The organism is Variovorax sp. PAMC28562, assembly GCF_014303735.1.
In the GTDB taxonomy this organism is placed as follows: Bacteria; Pseudomonadota; Gammaproteobacteria; order Burkholderiales; family Burkholderiaceae_C; genus Variovorax.
Window position 1 is genome coordinate 1,746,780 of the sequence record NZ_CP060296.1, and the last position, 15,010, is coordinate 1,761,789.

A 15,010-nucleotide genomic window follows, 5' to 3' on the forward strand; every position below is an offset into this window, starting at 1 on the left:
CGCCCTGAACAAAGAACGAACGAAGACAACATGACTCAACGCAAAGGCATCATCCTCGCCGGCGGCTCAGGCACTCGCCTGCACCCCGCCACGCTCGCGATGAGCAAGCAACTGCTGCCGGTGTACGACAAGCCGATGATCTATTACCCGCTGACCACCTTGATGCTCGGTGGCATGCGCGACATCCTGATCATCAGCACGCCGCAAGACACGCCGCGCTTTCAGCAGCTGCTGGGCGATGGCAGTCAGTGGGGCATGAACCTGCAGTACGCGGTGCAGCCGAGCCCTGACGGCCTGGCGCAGGCCTTCATCATCGGAGAGCAGTTCCTGGACAACGCGCCGAGTGCGCTGGTGCTGGGCGACAACATTTTTCATGGGCATGACCTGGAGCATCTGCTGAAGGATGCCGATGCAGTCGCTTCAGGCGCGACCGTGTTCGCGTATCACGTGCAAGACCCGGAGCGCTATGGCGTCGTGGCTTTCGATGCGAACGGCAAGGCCAGCAGCATCGAAGAAAAGCCCCTCAAGCCCAAGAGCAGCTATGCCGTGACCGGCCTGTACTTCTACGACAACGAAGTCACCGCCATCGCCAAGGCAGTGAAGCCCAGCGCGAGAGGCGAGCTCGAGATCACCGCGGTGAACCAGGCCTATCTGGACAGCGGCAAGCTGACCGTCCAGATCATGCAGCGCGGCTATGCGTGGCTGGACACCGGCACGCATGAAAGCCTGCTCGAAGCAGGGCAGTTCATCGCGACGCTGGAGCATCGGCAGGGGTTGAAGATTGCGTGTCCTGAAGAGATTGCGTGGCGACGTGGGTACATCAATGCGGCTCAGTTGGAACGGTTGGCCGCGCCGCTGCAGAAGAGTGGGTATGGGCGGTATCTGACGCGGCTGTTGGCGGATGAGGTGCGCTCTTGAGGTCTTCGTTTGCGGTTAAAGGCGCCCGACGTTTATGACTCGCCCTCGCTTCAGCGTCGTCATCCCCACGCGCAATCGGGCGGACACGCTTCGGTCATCGCTGGCAACCTGCATCGACCAGAATTTCGACGATTACGAAATCGTCGTGTGTGACAACGGCGAGGGCGCCGAAGCCGAGCAGGTCGTTCGTGACGCCGCCTCTCCGCGGGTTCGCTACCTTGCGCCGACTCAACCACTTGCCATGAGCGCCAATTGGGAGAGAGCCGTCTCCGAAGCGCAAGGCGAGTACATCACCGTGCTGGGCGACGACGATGGCCTCATGCCGTACGCCCTGGCCGAACTCGACGCGCTGATTACGAAATACGAGACGCAGGCCGTCGTCTGGCAGCGTGGCATCTACACCTGGCCGACCATCGGCGTTCCGGGTGAGGCAGACCTGTTACGCGTGCCTCTTGCAAGAAGCGTCGTGGAGATGAACGGCCGAGAGCAGATCCTCAAGGCGGTGCGCTTCGAAGCTGGCTACGACACCTTGCCGATGATTTACTCCGCGGTTGTTCATCGGGACCTTATCGAGCGCCACCAGCAATTGGCTGGCAGGATGTTCCTTAACGTCTACCCGGATGTCTATTCCGCATTCGGCCTCGGATACCTTGCAGATCGCTACATCTGGACTAGCGTGCCGATGGGCATCGCGGGCCTTTCCCGTGCCAGCAATGGCGTAGCCACGCTGATGAACACTAGCAACAACGCTGTGTCGACCGACTTCGATCGTCTCAATGCGGCTTTTGGTTACATCCGCCATCCGAGGGTTCCAGACAAGATGATTCTGGGTCCAGTGCATGTCGTGGACTGCTTCCTGCACGCGAAAGACGCCCTGTTTCCCCATGACGATTCGCTTGTAGTCGATCGAAAGGCTTTCACGGTGCAATGCCTTGCGGCCATCTTCGACGTCGATCAATCTCGGCGGCAGGAAGCGCGACTAATCGTCCGGGCGTCGCTGGCCGACAATCAGTCGCTGCTGGACTGGTTTGATTCTGAAGCACCTGATTTGCCGCCCGGCAAAATATTCAGTTTCCAGCCTCTGCAGCTCGGCTTCGATGGTTCCATGCTGAGCTTGCGTACCACGCCCTATGACGTCAAGGACATCGCGGGCGCGGTTACTTTGACAACCCAGCTGCTCGGGCTGACCTCGGGGCAAATTACTTACGAGGTTGCTTCGTGGGAGCAGATGCACGCATCCGTCGCAAATGCCTGGAAGACGGCAGAGGTGGCACAACAGGCGCAGGCAGCAGCCCAGGCAGAAACCGCGGAACAGGGCACGTACATCCTTGCTGCCGGTGCGCAGGTGGAACAAGCAGAGTTGGAGTTGCAAGCTTCCCGGCGACAAGTGGAGCAGCTGCAAATCGAGCGGACTATCGCAGCAGAGGCGGTTGCCCAACTGCAGCACCAACTGGGAGAAGCACAGCTCGCCGCGTCTTTGAGGTACGTTCCCAAAAGGCTTCTTGCCAAGTTGACAGGGCGGAGTCCGAAGGGCAAATTGACGCGATGAACGAGAGATGACCACGCGCTTCAAATTTATCGAGACACCATTGTCTGGACTGGTCAGCGTCCAGCGGCAGCGCACCGAAGATCCGCGCGGCTTTTTCAGCCGACTCTTCTGCGCTGAAGAATTGGCGGCGATCGGCTTCTCTGGATCCGTTGCGCAAATCAATCACACGCTAACGCGACGGCGTGGTTCGGTACGCGGCCTGCACTTTCAACGTCCGCCGCATGGCGAGGTGAAGCTCGTGAGTTGTTTGAGCGGCGGAGTGTTCGATGTCGCGGTTGACATTCGCAGGGAGTCGCCCACGTTCCTACAATGGCACGCAGAGCATCTGAGCGCGGAGAACGGTCGCAGCTTGCTGATCCCGCAAGGCTTTGCGCATGGTTTCCAGGCACTCAGCGAAGATGCGCAACTACTGTATCTACATTCGGCGCCCTATCAGCCCGGCGCAGAAGGCGCGCTGAATCTTCGGGATCCCAATTTGGCGATCAAGTGGCCATTGCCGCTTGCCGATATCTCCGAACGCGACGCCGGCCATCCGCTTCTTGACAATAGCTTTAAGGGAATTTGATTGTGAGATGCCGCCATTGCCAGGCAGAGGTCGAGCTGCCGTTCATCGATTTGGCGACGGCGCCGCCATCTAATGCGTACCTTCGCCCGGCGCAATTGAGCGCACCCGAGACGTTCTTTCCATTGCGCGTGCGTGTCTGCACATCATGTTGGCTGGTCCAGACGGAAGACTATGCAGACCATGCACAACTTTTTGCGAGCGACTATGCGTATTTCAGTTCAACATCGAGCGCGTGGCTTCAGCATTCTGCGCGTTATGTCGAAATGGTCACCAAACGCTTCGCGCTGCGCGAGAACTCATACGTCATAGAAATCGCCTCCAACGATGGCTACCTGCTCCAATACATGCGTCAAGCGGGCATCGGCTGTCTTGGCATCGAACCGACTGCCAGCACGGCGGCAGCGGCGCGGGGCAAGGGAATAGAGGTGATTGAGGAATTTTTCGGCGAAGACCTGGGCCGGCGCCTTGCGCAGCAAGGTCGGCAAGCCGACTTGATGATTGCCAACAACGTGCTCGCACATGTGCCGGGCATCAACGATTTCGTCACGGGGTTCGTGCAGGCGCTAAAGCCGCAAGGCGTGGTCACCTTCGAATTTCCTCACCTACTGCGCATGGTGGCCGAGTGTCAGTTCGACACCATCTACCACGAGCACTTCTCATACCTGTCTCTGGTCGCGGTGCAACGCGTGCTCGAGCGCAACGGGCTCACGGTCTTCGATGTCGAGGAACTGCAGACGCATGGAGGGAGCTTGCGGGTGTTCGCGCAACGGCTCGACACCGGGAAGCGCGCGGTCGACTCGTCCGTTGGTACGTTACTGCGGCGCGAGCGCACCGCCGGCGTCGAAAGTACGGCTTACTACGAGGGATTTCAGAGCCGGGCAGACGACATCCGAGACGGACTCATGACCTATCTGGTCGAAGCCCGTCGCCAAGGCCGACGGGTCGGCGCATACGGTGCCGCAGCCAAGGGCAATACGTTGCTGAACTACACGGGTGTGCGCGCCGGGCTGCTGCCCTGGGTAGTTGACCGCAGCCCCGGTAAGCACGGCATGTACATGCCTGGCAGCCGCGTTCCGATCGTCGATGAAGAGTATCTCCGGCGGGAGCGCCCAGATGACGTGCTGCTGCTGCCCTGGAACCTCAAAGAAGAGTTGATGGCGCAACTCGAGTACGTCCGTGATTGGGGCGGCCGCTTCGTTGTCGCCGTGCCGAGGATCCAGGTGCTGTGACGAGGATTGCCGTTACAGGTGCGAGCGGATTTGTTGGCCGTCACGTGTTGAAGGCGCTGCAGAACGCCGGAAATAAGAGCGTGACCACCGTGTCGCGCACTGAAGCAAAAGATTGGCTCCCCGACGGAATGAGACACGTGCGAATGGATCTGTCGGATCCGCCGGCAGCGGCTTACGAAGCCTTGGGCCGGCCAGACGTGTTGATCCACCTGGCTTGGGGCGGGTTGCCACATTACGACTCGTACCATCACTATGAAATCGAGTTGCCATCGAGCTACCGATTTTTGAAAGCATTGGTCTACCAAGGTCTGCCGTCGATGCTATGCGTCGGAACCTGCTTTGAGTACGGCATGCGAAACGGCGTGCTCGACGAGTCTCTTGCCGCCTTGCCACACAACGCCTACGCGTTCGCGAAGGACTCGCTCAGGCGACAGTTGGAATTTCTCCGTGAAGGCAAGTCTTTCCAGCTGACATGGGCGCGCCTGTTCTACATGTATGGGACGGGCCAGACACCGGGCTCTTTGTACGGTCAGTTCAGTGCTGCAGTGGAACGTGGCGAGGCCCGTTTCCCCATGTCGGCCGGCGAACAATTGCGCGACTATCTATCGGTCGAGAATGTTGCACAAAATATCGTCGAGTTGGCAATGCGTGCGCCTGATGCAGGTGTCGTCAACGTTTGCGCCGGAAGCCCGATTTCAGTTCGCACTCTGGTCGAAGGTTGGGCGCTCGAGCGCAAATGGGACGGCGTGCTAGCACTCGGCCAAGTCCCCTATCCGCCCCACGAGCCGATGGCGTTCTGGGGCAGCAGCGCCAAGCTCAGACGGTTGCTGGAGTCGGCCACATGATTTTTATGAATTCCCACCATTCGATGGAGTCGATTTTGCAATGTGCGTTCGACTCCCTTGTTGCAAAGGCAGGTCAAGATGAGCTTTGATGAAGAAGTAACACGTCGGATCGCGACCAACGGCGAGAGCGCAGCTCTTCGCGATGCCGCCACCCGGCTGATGACGGTCTCTACAGAGGCGGGCTATTCGTACAATTTCAGTTGGCTCGGGCGCCCGATCATTCAGTACCCCCAAGACATCCTGGCAATGCAGGAAATCCTTTGGCGTGTGCAACCCGAACTGGTGATTGAAACAGGCATCGCACACGGCGGCTCGCTGATTTTCTGGGCCTCTATGTTGGAGCTCAATGCGGCCTGCGGTGGGCCTTCCGATGCGCGAGTGGTTGGCCTGGACATCGACATCCGCGCGCACAATCGAGAGGCGATTGAAGCGCATCCAATGTTCAAGCGCATCTCGATGATCGAAGGATCAAGCATCGCTCCGGATATCGTCGAAAAAGTGCGCTCGCTCGCGGCCGGAAAAAACCGAGTGCTGGTGTGTCTCGACAGCAACCATACGCACGCGCACGTGCTCGCCGAGCTCGAGGCGTATGCGCCATTGGTGACGCCAGGCAGCTATTGCGTGGTGTTCGATACGATCGTCGAGCAACAGCCCAAGAGCTTCTACCCCGATCGCCCGTGGGGCCCGGGAGACAATCCGATGACGGCGGCGCGCAAGTACCTCGAGTCGCATCCCGAGTTCGAAGTCGACCGCTCTATCGACCACAAGCTCCTGTTGAGCGTCGCTCCGGAAGGCTATCTTCGTCGCGTCCGATGAACGCCCAGTCACCTATGTCCATACGGTTGTTATTGAACGGAGACAGCGCATGAGAGTTACCAAGACGGCGATCGAAGGAGTCCTCATCATCGAGCCCAAGGTGTTCGGCGATGCCCGCGGCTTCTTTTTTGAGAGCTTCAACAATAAGGCCTTCGACGAGGCGATCGGTCGGCATGTGGAGTTCGTTCAGGACAATCATTCGCGCTCGGCCAGGGGGGTGCTGCGCGGACTGCATTACCAGATCCAGCGCCCGCAGGGGAAGCTGGTTCGCGTGATCAGCGGCGCCGTGTTCGACGTGGCGGTCGACATCCGCAAGTCGTCCGCGACCTTCGGGGAATGGGTGGGCGTGGAGCTCACCGCCGAGAACCAGAAGCAGATGTGGGTGCCCGAGGGCTTCGCGCACGGTTTCGTGGTCTTGAGCGAAACCGCGGACTTCCTCTACAAGACGACGGACTACTACGCGCCCGCGTACGAGCGCTGCATCGTCTGGAACGACGCGCTCCTGCGCATTGACTGGGGTATTCAGCTTGCCGACGTGAAATTATCCGCAAAAGACACAAAAGGTGCCGGCTTTTTCAATGCAGAGGTCTTCGCCTAGCTGATCGTAACTTGCCAGCGCGAGAAGCAGGAGTTGAACTCCTGCTAGTGATCTGGATAACGGATTTTTTCCAGCCCGACGCCCAAAGGGCGGTCATCATCCGACAAAGCCAATTGTTTAGGTGAGCGGAAGTGATCTGCAGTAATAGTTATGAGTACTCGATTCTTCGAGTCGCATGAATTTTTACTAACAAGGATTGGGATGACCTGCACGGCTCCACCCAGCACACCTTCAAAAAGTATATCTCTACCGTTTGCGATGCGCAGCATTGTAGGTGGGTTTCCGGGCGCTGTGAATGGGCGAATAGTGACGTCCACTTTGAAGCTATTCGTATCACCAAGCTTGCACGGAGCGCTCAACTGCGCGGGCGCTTTGGACCATATTCCCCACGATTCGGCCCGGTGCCAGCCGGAGCCTAAAAGGCCGAGAGAAAAGTCCCCCTCCCGAAAAAAGTATGAGCGTGTCTCGGCCAACATTTGCGGAGCCCCCGTACCTACAATTCGAATATAGCGAATTTCCGAAGAGCGGCGTCTAGCTTCCGCGATCTCCTTCAAAATAATATCCTTCGTGAAAACACAATGAGCTGGCAAGGAAATCCGACCTGCGTCTCTGTTGGGAAATACAAGCGCCTTGTCGCATGATGGCCCGACAATTGCGGAAAGAGACTGTGTAGCTACGCTATCTCCGCTGTCAGAAAATCGTTTTGCAAAGACCTCTGTCGGTGGGTCGTATAGCGAAGGCGCATAGGTTTGTAAAAAAGACGACAAAGGCGAAGGGGTTACGTAGCTTTCCGGCTGCCTTGGATCATAAATGTAGGAATTTATTCCGAAGTAGATTGCGAGTGCTGCGAGCACCGACGTTGTCAAATAGATCTTCGCCTGTGTGAGCAAACGATTGCCAAGAAAAATTGCAAAAGGGTAAAAAACAGGAATGTACCATAACGCGTATCGTGCCAAGCCGGGCGTTGCGCCAGAATTGAGAGTAGTCGTCGATGACTGCGCAAATAGGTTAATTGACAGGTAGGCTACTATAAAAAGAATTTGCGGTGAAGCAAGCTTATCGCGTTTGATTCCTGAAACAAAGAAAAGCATTGCAAATACGATCAACAATCCGAGTGGCCAATTGGGGAACAAACCAAGATCAGGATCAAACAGCCAAACATAAGAGGTAAAAAAATTCCCGCCAATTTTCGCGCCGCCCGCTAGCAATTGCGGAGTAGGAACACCAAAGCGTGTAAAATAATACAGTGGATGAACTATTATTAGAAGGCCAACGCCAACGGCGCCAATGAACTCCCGTCCTTCAGGTTTGCAGGTGCGCGGTAACAAAAAGCGTATAAGCAAAAGAAGAATAGAAAGTATCGCAAAGGAAGGATTTTGTGTCGCAGCGACTGCCATACAGCCAGCAGCTGCAACATAGCGTTTCTGAGAAACCAGGATGAACGTGCTTAGTGCAAGAGAATAAGTAAAGAACTCTGTATGCACTTTGTCCGCAAACCAAACCATTGGTGAGCAGATTGTCAAGGCGAGCACGACGCCAGCACCGAGGGCGCCACGAGCTCGATATGCGAGGCGCATTGGTATGAAAAAGAGGAACGCGTGCCACGCTAGAAAAGCACTTTGAACCGAAATTTCAATTCCCGCCGATTCGACCAATTTTGCAAGAAATGCAGGCGGGAGACTGTAAAACCAAAAATGGTTAAAATCAGCTGTTTCTCCGAGATTTAGCGCCGGAAAGGTATTGCGCAGGATGTCCGAACTAACCAAGCCTTTGATTTGATTGGATGCGTATAGCAGGCCATAGTCGTCATAGGCCCCTGCCGTCATCCAGGGCACATTATGATTCTTGATTGCCAAAAACAAGCCGTAGTATTCGGAGCCGTCCCCGACTCTTAGAGGGGTGTTGTAGAAAAGCGTCGAGAATAATAGGCCAACAATTACAGCGAGTGCGACATCGATCTTCCAAGATGAAATTTTGTCTTGGGTTGGACTGCTATTAAAGACGCTGCTCACGTCGCTCGACCTTTCAGGAGTTCAAGCATCCTCATCGCTGCACTGCGCCCCTCTCTGATGGCATAGTTTGTGCCACGGTCCTCAGGATAGACCTGAGCCATCGTCGATATGGATCCATTCTCAAATGGCGTTTCAACACCCGGAACGTAGCTTGAATATCCACGTTCTGTGACCGGCTGGGCGAATTCGGCGTGCCAAACCCTGTAGTCAACAATCCACGATTTGTTAAAATCGGGAAACATGCGGGTCAAATGCGTCAGCGCAAACTGTAGGTATTCTTCGTCAGAATACGCCCATACAGGGTCTTGAACTGCAAGGTATCGCGATAAGAATGCGATACGACTTCCGTTGTAATTTTCCGGCGCGTCAAAATTTGTATGCTCGATGACGCCGACAAAGGGAAAACCAGGATCATTGACGTTGAGCCAGTAAGTGTCCGAGAGGCTTCGGTTCAGGCGGAGAACCAAACACACGTTTCCGAGGTATTTGACCCGACGAATGTTCGCAAGCCAGCTGGGCGGCGCAACTGACTCGAACATATTGGCGATGATCGGGAAGGCAGGCGTGAATAGGAACTCGCTGCCGGAAACCTCTTCTATTCCCGTTTGCACTGCGGTGATCCGATTTCCTTCGACCTTGAGACCGGTCACGTTCTGGCCCAGGCTCACATCTCCGCCGTACTGACGTATGGCGCTTACGAGGGACTCAGCAAGTCGGCCAAACCCGCCTTTGAAATAGGCGAGTTCCTCTCCGCCCTTTTTGTCGCGAGTGCTACCGCGAAGCACCAGTTTTTTCCAGAACCACACAGCGTTAACCGTCTCGGCAAATACCGAGAATTTCGCCTGGATCAGCGGCTCCCAGACGATTCGGTATACGGTCTTGCCGCACAAGGGCTCCAGCCATTCCCGAATGGTCAGATGTTCGATCGTGCGCCAGTCCTTGACTCGCCTCACTTGCAACACGAGAAAACCCAGCCTGAATCGATCGATGAGTGGCAGAGCCTTGAAACGCAAGAGGTCCATCGGCGTGGAAAGCTTCCACATGCGTCCGTTGAAGTACATGCCGGTTCGCGATGGCAGCGTGATGACGTCGCCTTCCATGCCCAACTCCTTGACGAGTTCCGGGACGAAGACGTCGTTGTTGAACCAGTGGTGATAGAACTTTTCCAGGGTCACACCATCGCTGAACTCGAACGTACCTGCCAGCCCGCCGGGAGTGCTATCAGCTTCGATCACTTTCACGGATTTGCCGGCTTTGGCCAGGCAATAGGCAGCGGTAAGGCCTGTGAAGCCTCCACCGACGATGACGACGTCATATTGCTTCATGTTTGATTTTCAGCTTTCCGTGTTGGTCGATTCTTGCGGAGCGGGCGCATTGCGCAGACTCCTGAACATCCTTGGCGTCGTCGCGACTGCGAGTGCACCAGCAAGCGTTGTGGGCAGCCACAAGGCAAGGTGCGACAACACGGCAAAGCTTGCAGCTTGCTCACCTGTGCCCCCAAGCAGTGAAATTCCGGTGAAGGCCGCAAGGTGAAACGGGCCAACATAGCCGGGTGAGGAAGGAACGAGCGTTGCAAGGGTGGCGATCGACATGATGAGCAATGCGGCCGCAGGAACTGCGGGCAAGCCGAAGCCGAGCAGCAGGAAGTAGAACAGACCTGCCTCGCCGAGCCACACCAGCAGCGACAGGCTGATAAGCGCCACGAGTGTGTTCGGGCGCGTCATCGCGTCGAAGGCTTCCATCAATTGCGCCAGCGCCCGCAAGCCGCGCAGCCTGTGCTGGCGCAAGCGCGACGCGATGGCACCGCTGAACACAAATCCCAGTAACAGCGCCGCACAACCAAAAATGGCGAGCGTGACTGCCGTGTCCTTGAGCCATTGCGGCGCGGCGAGCCGGGTGTCGAGGCTGAGACTGAGCGCCAGACACATCACCAACGTCATCAGATCGACGAGGCGCTCCATGACCAGACTGGCAGTGGACAGGGTACGGGGCACTCCGATCGATGCAGGGAACACCAAAGCGCGTACGACATCCCCCAATCGCAAGGGCAGCACGTTGTTCATTGCGATCGAGCCCAGAAAAGGGGCGATGCATTGTCTGAAACTGACGTGGCTGCCCGCAGCCTGAAGCATTTTTGCCCAGCGCAGAATCCGCATCGCATACCCGAACGCCAGGCATGCCACGCCGAACATCAGGTAGCGCCACTCGAACTGAAGAAGGGCTTGCCGGGCAGCCTCGAGATCGATCTTCCGCACGATGAATGTAAGGCACGCAAGCGATACGGCCAACCCGAGCACGAAGGGCAACCAGCGCATGTAGGCGTGTCGCCGCACCCCATCAGCCACGCCAAACTCGCCAGCGCGCCTCGCTCGCCTGCCACAAATCTTCGAGCTGCCGCTTGTCGCGAAGGGTGTCGCAGGGTTGCCAGAAACCGCTGTGCTCGAACGCTGCAAGTTCTCCATCGCGCGCGAGATTCTGCAAAGGTTCACGTTCCCAGGAGGTACTGTCCCCGGCGATATATCCGATGGCTTTGGGTTCGAGGACGAAGAAGCCGCCGTTGATCCATCCGATCTCATCGCTGGGCTTTTCTTCGAAAGAGCGGACGTGATGGTTCTCGTCGATGTTGAGCACGCCGAATCGACCTGGCGGTTGGACCGCTGCGACCGTGGCCAGCTTGCCGTGAGCGCGATGGAACTCGATCTCTTTGCCGATGTCGATGTCAGCCAGGCCGTCGCCGTAGGTGAGGCAGAAGGTCTCGTCGTCCAGATAGCGCGCGATGCGCTTGAGACGACCGCCGGTCAGCGTGTCGGCGCCGGTGTCGACCAGCGTCACCCGCCAGTCCTCGGCCTGACTGTTCAGGACCCGATGGGTACCATGCTTGAGATCGATCTCCAGATCCGCTGTGTGGTTGTGATAGTTGAAGAAGAACTCTTTGATCACGTACCCTTTGTAGCCCAGACAAATGATGAAATCGTTCACGCCGTGATGGGCGTACGTTTTCATGATGTGCCAAAGCAAGGGGCGGCCGCCGACTTCTACCATCGGCTTCGGCCGGTGGTCGGACTCTTCAGCGATTCGGGTGCCGAGGCCGCCCGCGAGAATGACTGCTTTCATGATGGTGAATCCGTCAAAGTTTGAGATCGGCTGGCGCGAAATTGATGCTGCTTTCGATGATCGCCACTGGTTCGGCTCGCAAGATGAGATAGATGCGCAACAAGTACTCGCCGACAATGCCTAGAAGCAGGGACTGGAGGCCGATTCCGAACAGTACAAGGACATGGATGCTTGCAATACCCCTTGGAAGATCCGGATGCAGCATCTTTAGCAGTACATAGTAAGTGGCACCTATGGCGCTGACGAACAGCATGCCGATGCCAGCAATGGAAGCCAGACGCAGCGGAACGGTGGAATGGTTGAAGACGGCAGTCAGTCCGAGCTGGACGAGGCGTGCTACGCCAAACTTGCTTTTCCCTGCGGTGCGCGAGTCGCGCGCGTATTCGACCCCTACTTGATTAAACCCAAGGCCAGCGATCATTCCGCGGAGATAGGGACTCGCAGTTTTGACTTGGAGCAGTGCTTGCACCACTCGCCTGTCGATCAGGCGGAAATCGCCTGCGTCGCGAGGAATGGAGTGATCGCTGATGAGATCAATCATGCAGTAGCCGAACCGACGAAACGCGTTGAGCAACGGGCCTTCTTGCCGCTTACGACGGACCCCGAACACGACGGCATTTCCATCTTTCCAAAGCTCGAAGAAACGCTCCAGAAGTTCGGGCGGATCCTGGAGGTCGGCGTCTATCTGCATGATCGCGTCGCCGCGTGCGTGCATGTAGTTTGCAAGTATCGATCGCTGAAAGCCATAGTTCTTGGAAAAACGTATGGCGCGTACACGGGCGTCTTGCGATGCGAGCTCAGCGAGCTTTGCCCACGTCCTGTCGTCGGAATGGTTGTCAGAAAACACGAACTCCAAGTCGCAACGGTCTGCCATCTTCGTGGCGAGGGCACAGATGCGGCCATAAAGCGCGTCGAGGTTGTCTGCCTCGTTGAGAACAGGGATGGAAAGCGAGATCAGTGGTCTCTGCAAGGCATCGGCTGTGGCCAATATGCTCATTGTGGGGTCTCTGGCGCGATGTGGGTTTTAAGGTATTCGGGTACTGCAGCCCGAGCGTCGCGGAACGAGTGCCGTTCGAGTTGCGGTGTTCGCGCAAAGCGGGTGGCAAAGTTGTCCCTCAGCGGTGCGGGCACAGCGCCGATGCGCAACAGCGAACTGTGTCCGAAGCGTTGGAAGCAGTGCTGCGCAAGCTCAGCCAGCGTCAACGGATCGCCGTGACTTAGCAGCAAGCAGCCTTTGACCGGTGCGGCGGCGAGCGTCCGAATGGCAGGGCCTTCGTCATCCACATGATGGTATTCGCGCAGCTGCGTACCAGACGACATCTCGAATGGCTGAGCCGCGCGCAACGCCGATAGCATCTGGCCCAGGAACATGAATGGCGTCGGGGCGTCGCCGCCGTAGAGCGTATGCAGGCGTATGTGCAGCGCGTCGACGCCATGCTGCGACCGAGCCGTGACCTCGCGCCCGAGCGCCGCTTTGCTTGCGACATAACCGGTGCCGACCTCGATGTTGCCAAGCGTCTCGAGTACGGTTCCGAATGTGATGACGCGGATGCCCAAGGAACTCGCCGCATCCAGTATGCGCAACGGCATTTCCAGATTGATGCGGCCATGCGCCTCGCCGGAGGCGCTCGGATCGATTATTCCGGCCGCGATATGAATCACCGCTATGCGTGGCGACTGTTTCCGCAGGTACTCGCGGATCGTCGCAGATGCGTCGGCTCGCCACCAATCTGAGTACACCTGTCGGGAGGGGGCGAGTACGCCGAAAGACGCCAGTGCCCCGCAGAGTGCCGAACCGAGCCGTCCCGTGGCGCCCAGCACCAAGTTCATTGAAGCGCCCGCAATTCGGAACGCAAGGCATGAATTTGTTCGAGCGAGATGGCTCTGGCTTGCGAAGGATCTGCGTGGTAGGCCTGATACCAACGCGCGGTCTCGGCCACCACGCGCTCGGTATTCCAGGGCGAAAGCCAGCGCAGATGGTGGCGTGCTTTGCTGCTGTCCAACGCCAACGCGCGTGCTTCAGGTAGGGGATTCTCGAGATAGTCCAAGTCCGGACGTTGCCAGGCGTCCGCCAGCAGGTCGAGCACCTGACGCACCGTGTACTCGCGCGAGTCGGCCGGCCCCAGATTCCACGCTTGTGCGTACCGTTCGGGTTGGCCAGATGCGAGCCCTGCGAGCAGCATCAGATACCCATGCACGAGTGCCAGGACGTGTTGCCAGGGGCGCGTGGATTCCGGGTAACGCAGCGTGAGCGTGGTTCCGTCCACTACCGCACGCACGAAGTCGGGGATGAGCCGATCTTCCGACCAGTCGCCACCTCCGATGATGTTGCCGCCGCGCGCCGTCGCAATGGCCGGCCCTTCCCCACGCTGCCATGGGTAGGACTCGGCGAAGCTCTGGATGACAAACTCCGCAGCGGACTTTGAAGCGCTGTAGGGATCCTTGCCACCCAATGCGTCGTTCTCACGGTACGGCCAAACCCACTCATCATTGCGGTAGACCTTGTCGGTGGTGATGCACAGTACGCCCTTCACGCACTTGTGATTTCTGGCCGCGTCGAGAACGTGTGCAGTGCCTTGTGCGTTGACCATGAAGGTGCGAGCCGGCTCGCGATAGGCGCGACGGACCAAGGGCTGCGCAGCAAGGTGGAGAATCAACTCAGGCTGATGGCGTTCGATTGCTTCGTGGACCACCTCTGGGTCCGAAATATCTCCGTACACAGAAGCAAGCTCAGCGGCCAACCCCGTTGCTTCAAACATCGCCGGTGCGGTATCCGGCGGTAGCGCCAAACCAGAAATCTCACATCCGATCTCTCGCAGCCACAGGCATGCCCAACTACCGGTAAAACCCGTGTGCCCAGTAACGAGCACCCGCCGAGATCTGAGGGCTTTCTCGAAATTTAACAAACTTGGGTTCGACATGTCGACCAAGTTTACCCGCCCGGTCCACATACCTTTTCGAAAGCGCTCGAGGGCCGTAGCGTATAGGCATCCGCAGAGACTCTGGTGTGCATCGGTGCCGACCGCTTCTCCTTTTGCCGTGCGGCTGCACGTACCATGACAGCCCTGACTGAGGTGCATTGATGAAATCTGAAGTGAGAAAGTATCGTTTTGAGATCGATGGCTTGTGAGCCATTGCCGTGTTGGCAGTCGTGTCCAATCACTTGGACCGCAAATATTGCAAAACGGTTTTTCTCGGCGTCGATGTCTTTTTTGTGATCGCGGGGTTCGCTATCACTTCGTCGGTGGGTAGGCTGTCGAAAGCAAGTTTCAGTACGTTATTCGTCAGCTTCTTAGAGCGGCGAATGAAACGTCTTCTGCCTGCCATCGCGGCGTGCGTCGTCTTGACCAGTATCGAAATCTGC

At 57.5% G+C, this 15,010-nt stretch carries 14 protein-coding genes and 1 pseudogene; 8 read left to right on the plus strand and 7 right to left on the minus strand.

Translation table 11 applies throughout. The features are described 5' to 3' along the window. Window positions 1-30: 30 nt before the first annotated feature. The 8 genes and pseudogenes from rfbA (at window position 31) to rfbC (H7F36_RS08385) (ending at window position 6,520) form a co-directional block, all read left to right on the plus strand. A complete protein-coding gene (gene rfbA / locus H7F36_RS08355) occupies window positions 31-918 on the plus strand; it encodes a glucose-1-phosphate thymidylyltransferase RfbA (protein WP_187054233.1) in 888 nt (295 codons plus the stop codon). 34 nt (window positions 919-952) lie between these two features. Then, a complete protein-coding gene (locus H7F36_RS08360) occupies window positions 953-2,467 on the plus strand; it encodes a glycosyltransferase family 2 protein (protein ID WP_187054234.1) in 1,515 nt (504 codons plus the stop codon). Between the two features lie 7 nt (window positions 2,468-2,474). Next, a complete protein-coding gene (gene rfbC / locus H7F36_RS08365) occupies window positions 2,475-3,032 on the plus strand; it encodes a dTDP-4-dehydrorhamnose 3,5-epimerase (RefSeq protein WP_187054235.1) in 558 nt (185 codons plus the stop codon). A gap of 2 nt (window positions 3,033-3,034) precedes the next feature. Beyond that, window positions 3,035-3,166 (plus strand): annotated as a pseudogene (locus H7F36_RS22365) (class I SAM-dependent methyltransferase); the annotation flags it as partial. A gap of 129 nt (window positions 3,167-3,295) precedes the next feature. Continuing rightward, window positions 3,296-4,261, plus strand: coding sequence for a class I SAM-dependent methyltransferase (locus tag H7F36_RS08370; RefSeq protein ID WP_315971455.1), 966 nt, complete (start codon window positions 3,296-3,298; stop codon window positions 4,259-4,261). A gap of 44 nt (window positions 4,262-4,305) precedes the next feature. Then, on the plus strand, window positions 4,306-5,106 hold the full coding sequence (locus tag H7F36_RS08375) for an NAD-dependent epimerase/dehydratase family protein (protein ID WP_222620448.1): 801 nt from the start codon (window positions 4,306-4,308) through the stop codon (window positions 5,104-5,106). Between the two features lie 78 nt (window positions 5,107-5,184). Next, entirely contained in the window at window positions 5,185-5,922 is a 738-nt protein-coding gene (locus H7F36_RS08380; RefSeq protein WP_187054238.1) for a cephalosporin hydroxylase family protein, read from the plus strand. Window positions 5,923-5,971: 49 nt separating this feature from the next. Next, the gene (gene rfbC / locus H7F36_RS08385) at window positions 5,972-6,520 is read left to right on the plus strand and encodes a dTDP-4-dehydrorhamnose 3,5-epimerase (protein ID WP_187054239.1); all 549 of its coding nucleotides are present in this window, start codon (window positions 5,972-5,974) and stop codon (window positions 6,518-6,520) included. Between the two features lie 44 nt (window positions 6,521-6,564). On the opposite strand, the gene H7F36_RS08390 is transcribed toward rfbC (H7F36_RS08385), so the two are convergent. From H7F36_RS08390 to rfbG, 7 genes are read right to left on the minus strand one after another with little or no spacing between them, the layout of a single operon-like run. Continuing rightward, complete coding sequence (locus tag H7F36_RS08390; RefSeq protein ID WP_187054240.1) at window positions 6,565-8,532, minus strand: hypothetical protein; 1,968 nt, start codon at window positions 8,530-8,532, stop codon at window positions 6,565-6,567. Further along, window positions 8,529-9,857: an NAD(P)/FAD-dependent oxidoreductase gene (locus H7F36_RS08395; protein ID WP_187054241.1), complete on the minus strand. Its 1,329-nt coding sequence runs from the start codon at window positions 9,855-9,857 to the stop codon at window positions 8,529-8,531. Before H7F36_RS08395 ends, H7F36_RS08390 begins: the two co-directional genes overlap by 4 nt. 9 nt (window positions 9,858-9,866) lie before the next feature. Then, window positions 9,867-10,877 carry a lysylphosphatidylglycerol synthase transmembrane domain-containing protein gene (locus H7F36_RS08400; RefSeq protein ID WP_261802537.1) on the minus strand — a complete coding sequence of 337 codons (1,011 nt, stop codon included), beginning with the start codon at window positions 10,875-10,877 and terminating at the stop codon, window positions 9,867-9,869. Continuing rightward, window positions 10,870-11,646: a glucose-1-phosphate cytidylyltransferase gene (gene rfbF / locus H7F36_RS08405; RefSeq protein WP_187054243.1), complete on the minus strand. Its 777-nt coding sequence runs from the start codon at window positions 11,644-11,646 to the stop codon at window positions 10,870-10,872. Before rfbF ends, H7F36_RS08400 begins: the two co-directional genes overlap by 8 nt. Before the next feature lie 13 nt (window positions 11,647-11,659). Further along, the gene (locus tag H7F36_RS08410) at window positions 11,660-12,643 is read right to left on the minus strand and encodes a glycosyltransferase family 2 protein (RefSeq protein ID WP_187054244.1); all 984 of its coding nucleotides are present in this window, start codon (window positions 12,641-12,643) and stop codon (window positions 11,660-11,662) included. Continuing rightward, window positions 12,640-13,476 carry an NAD-dependent epimerase/dehydratase family protein gene (locus H7F36_RS08415; RefSeq protein ID WP_187054245.1) on the minus strand — a complete coding sequence of 279 codons (837 nt, stop codon included), beginning with the start codon at window positions 13,474-13,476 and terminating at the stop codon, window positions 12,640-12,642. Before H7F36_RS08415 ends, H7F36_RS08410 begins: the two co-directional genes overlap by 4 nt. Beyond that, complete coding sequence (gene rfbG / locus H7F36_RS08420) at window positions 13,473-14,597, minus strand: CDP-glucose 4,6-dehydratase (RefSeq protein WP_315971456.1); 1,125 nt, start codon at window positions 14,595-14,597, stop codon at window positions 13,473-13,475. Before rfbG ends, H7F36_RS08415 begins: the two co-directional genes overlap by 4 nt. Window positions 14,598-15,010: the final 413 nt, after the last annotated feature.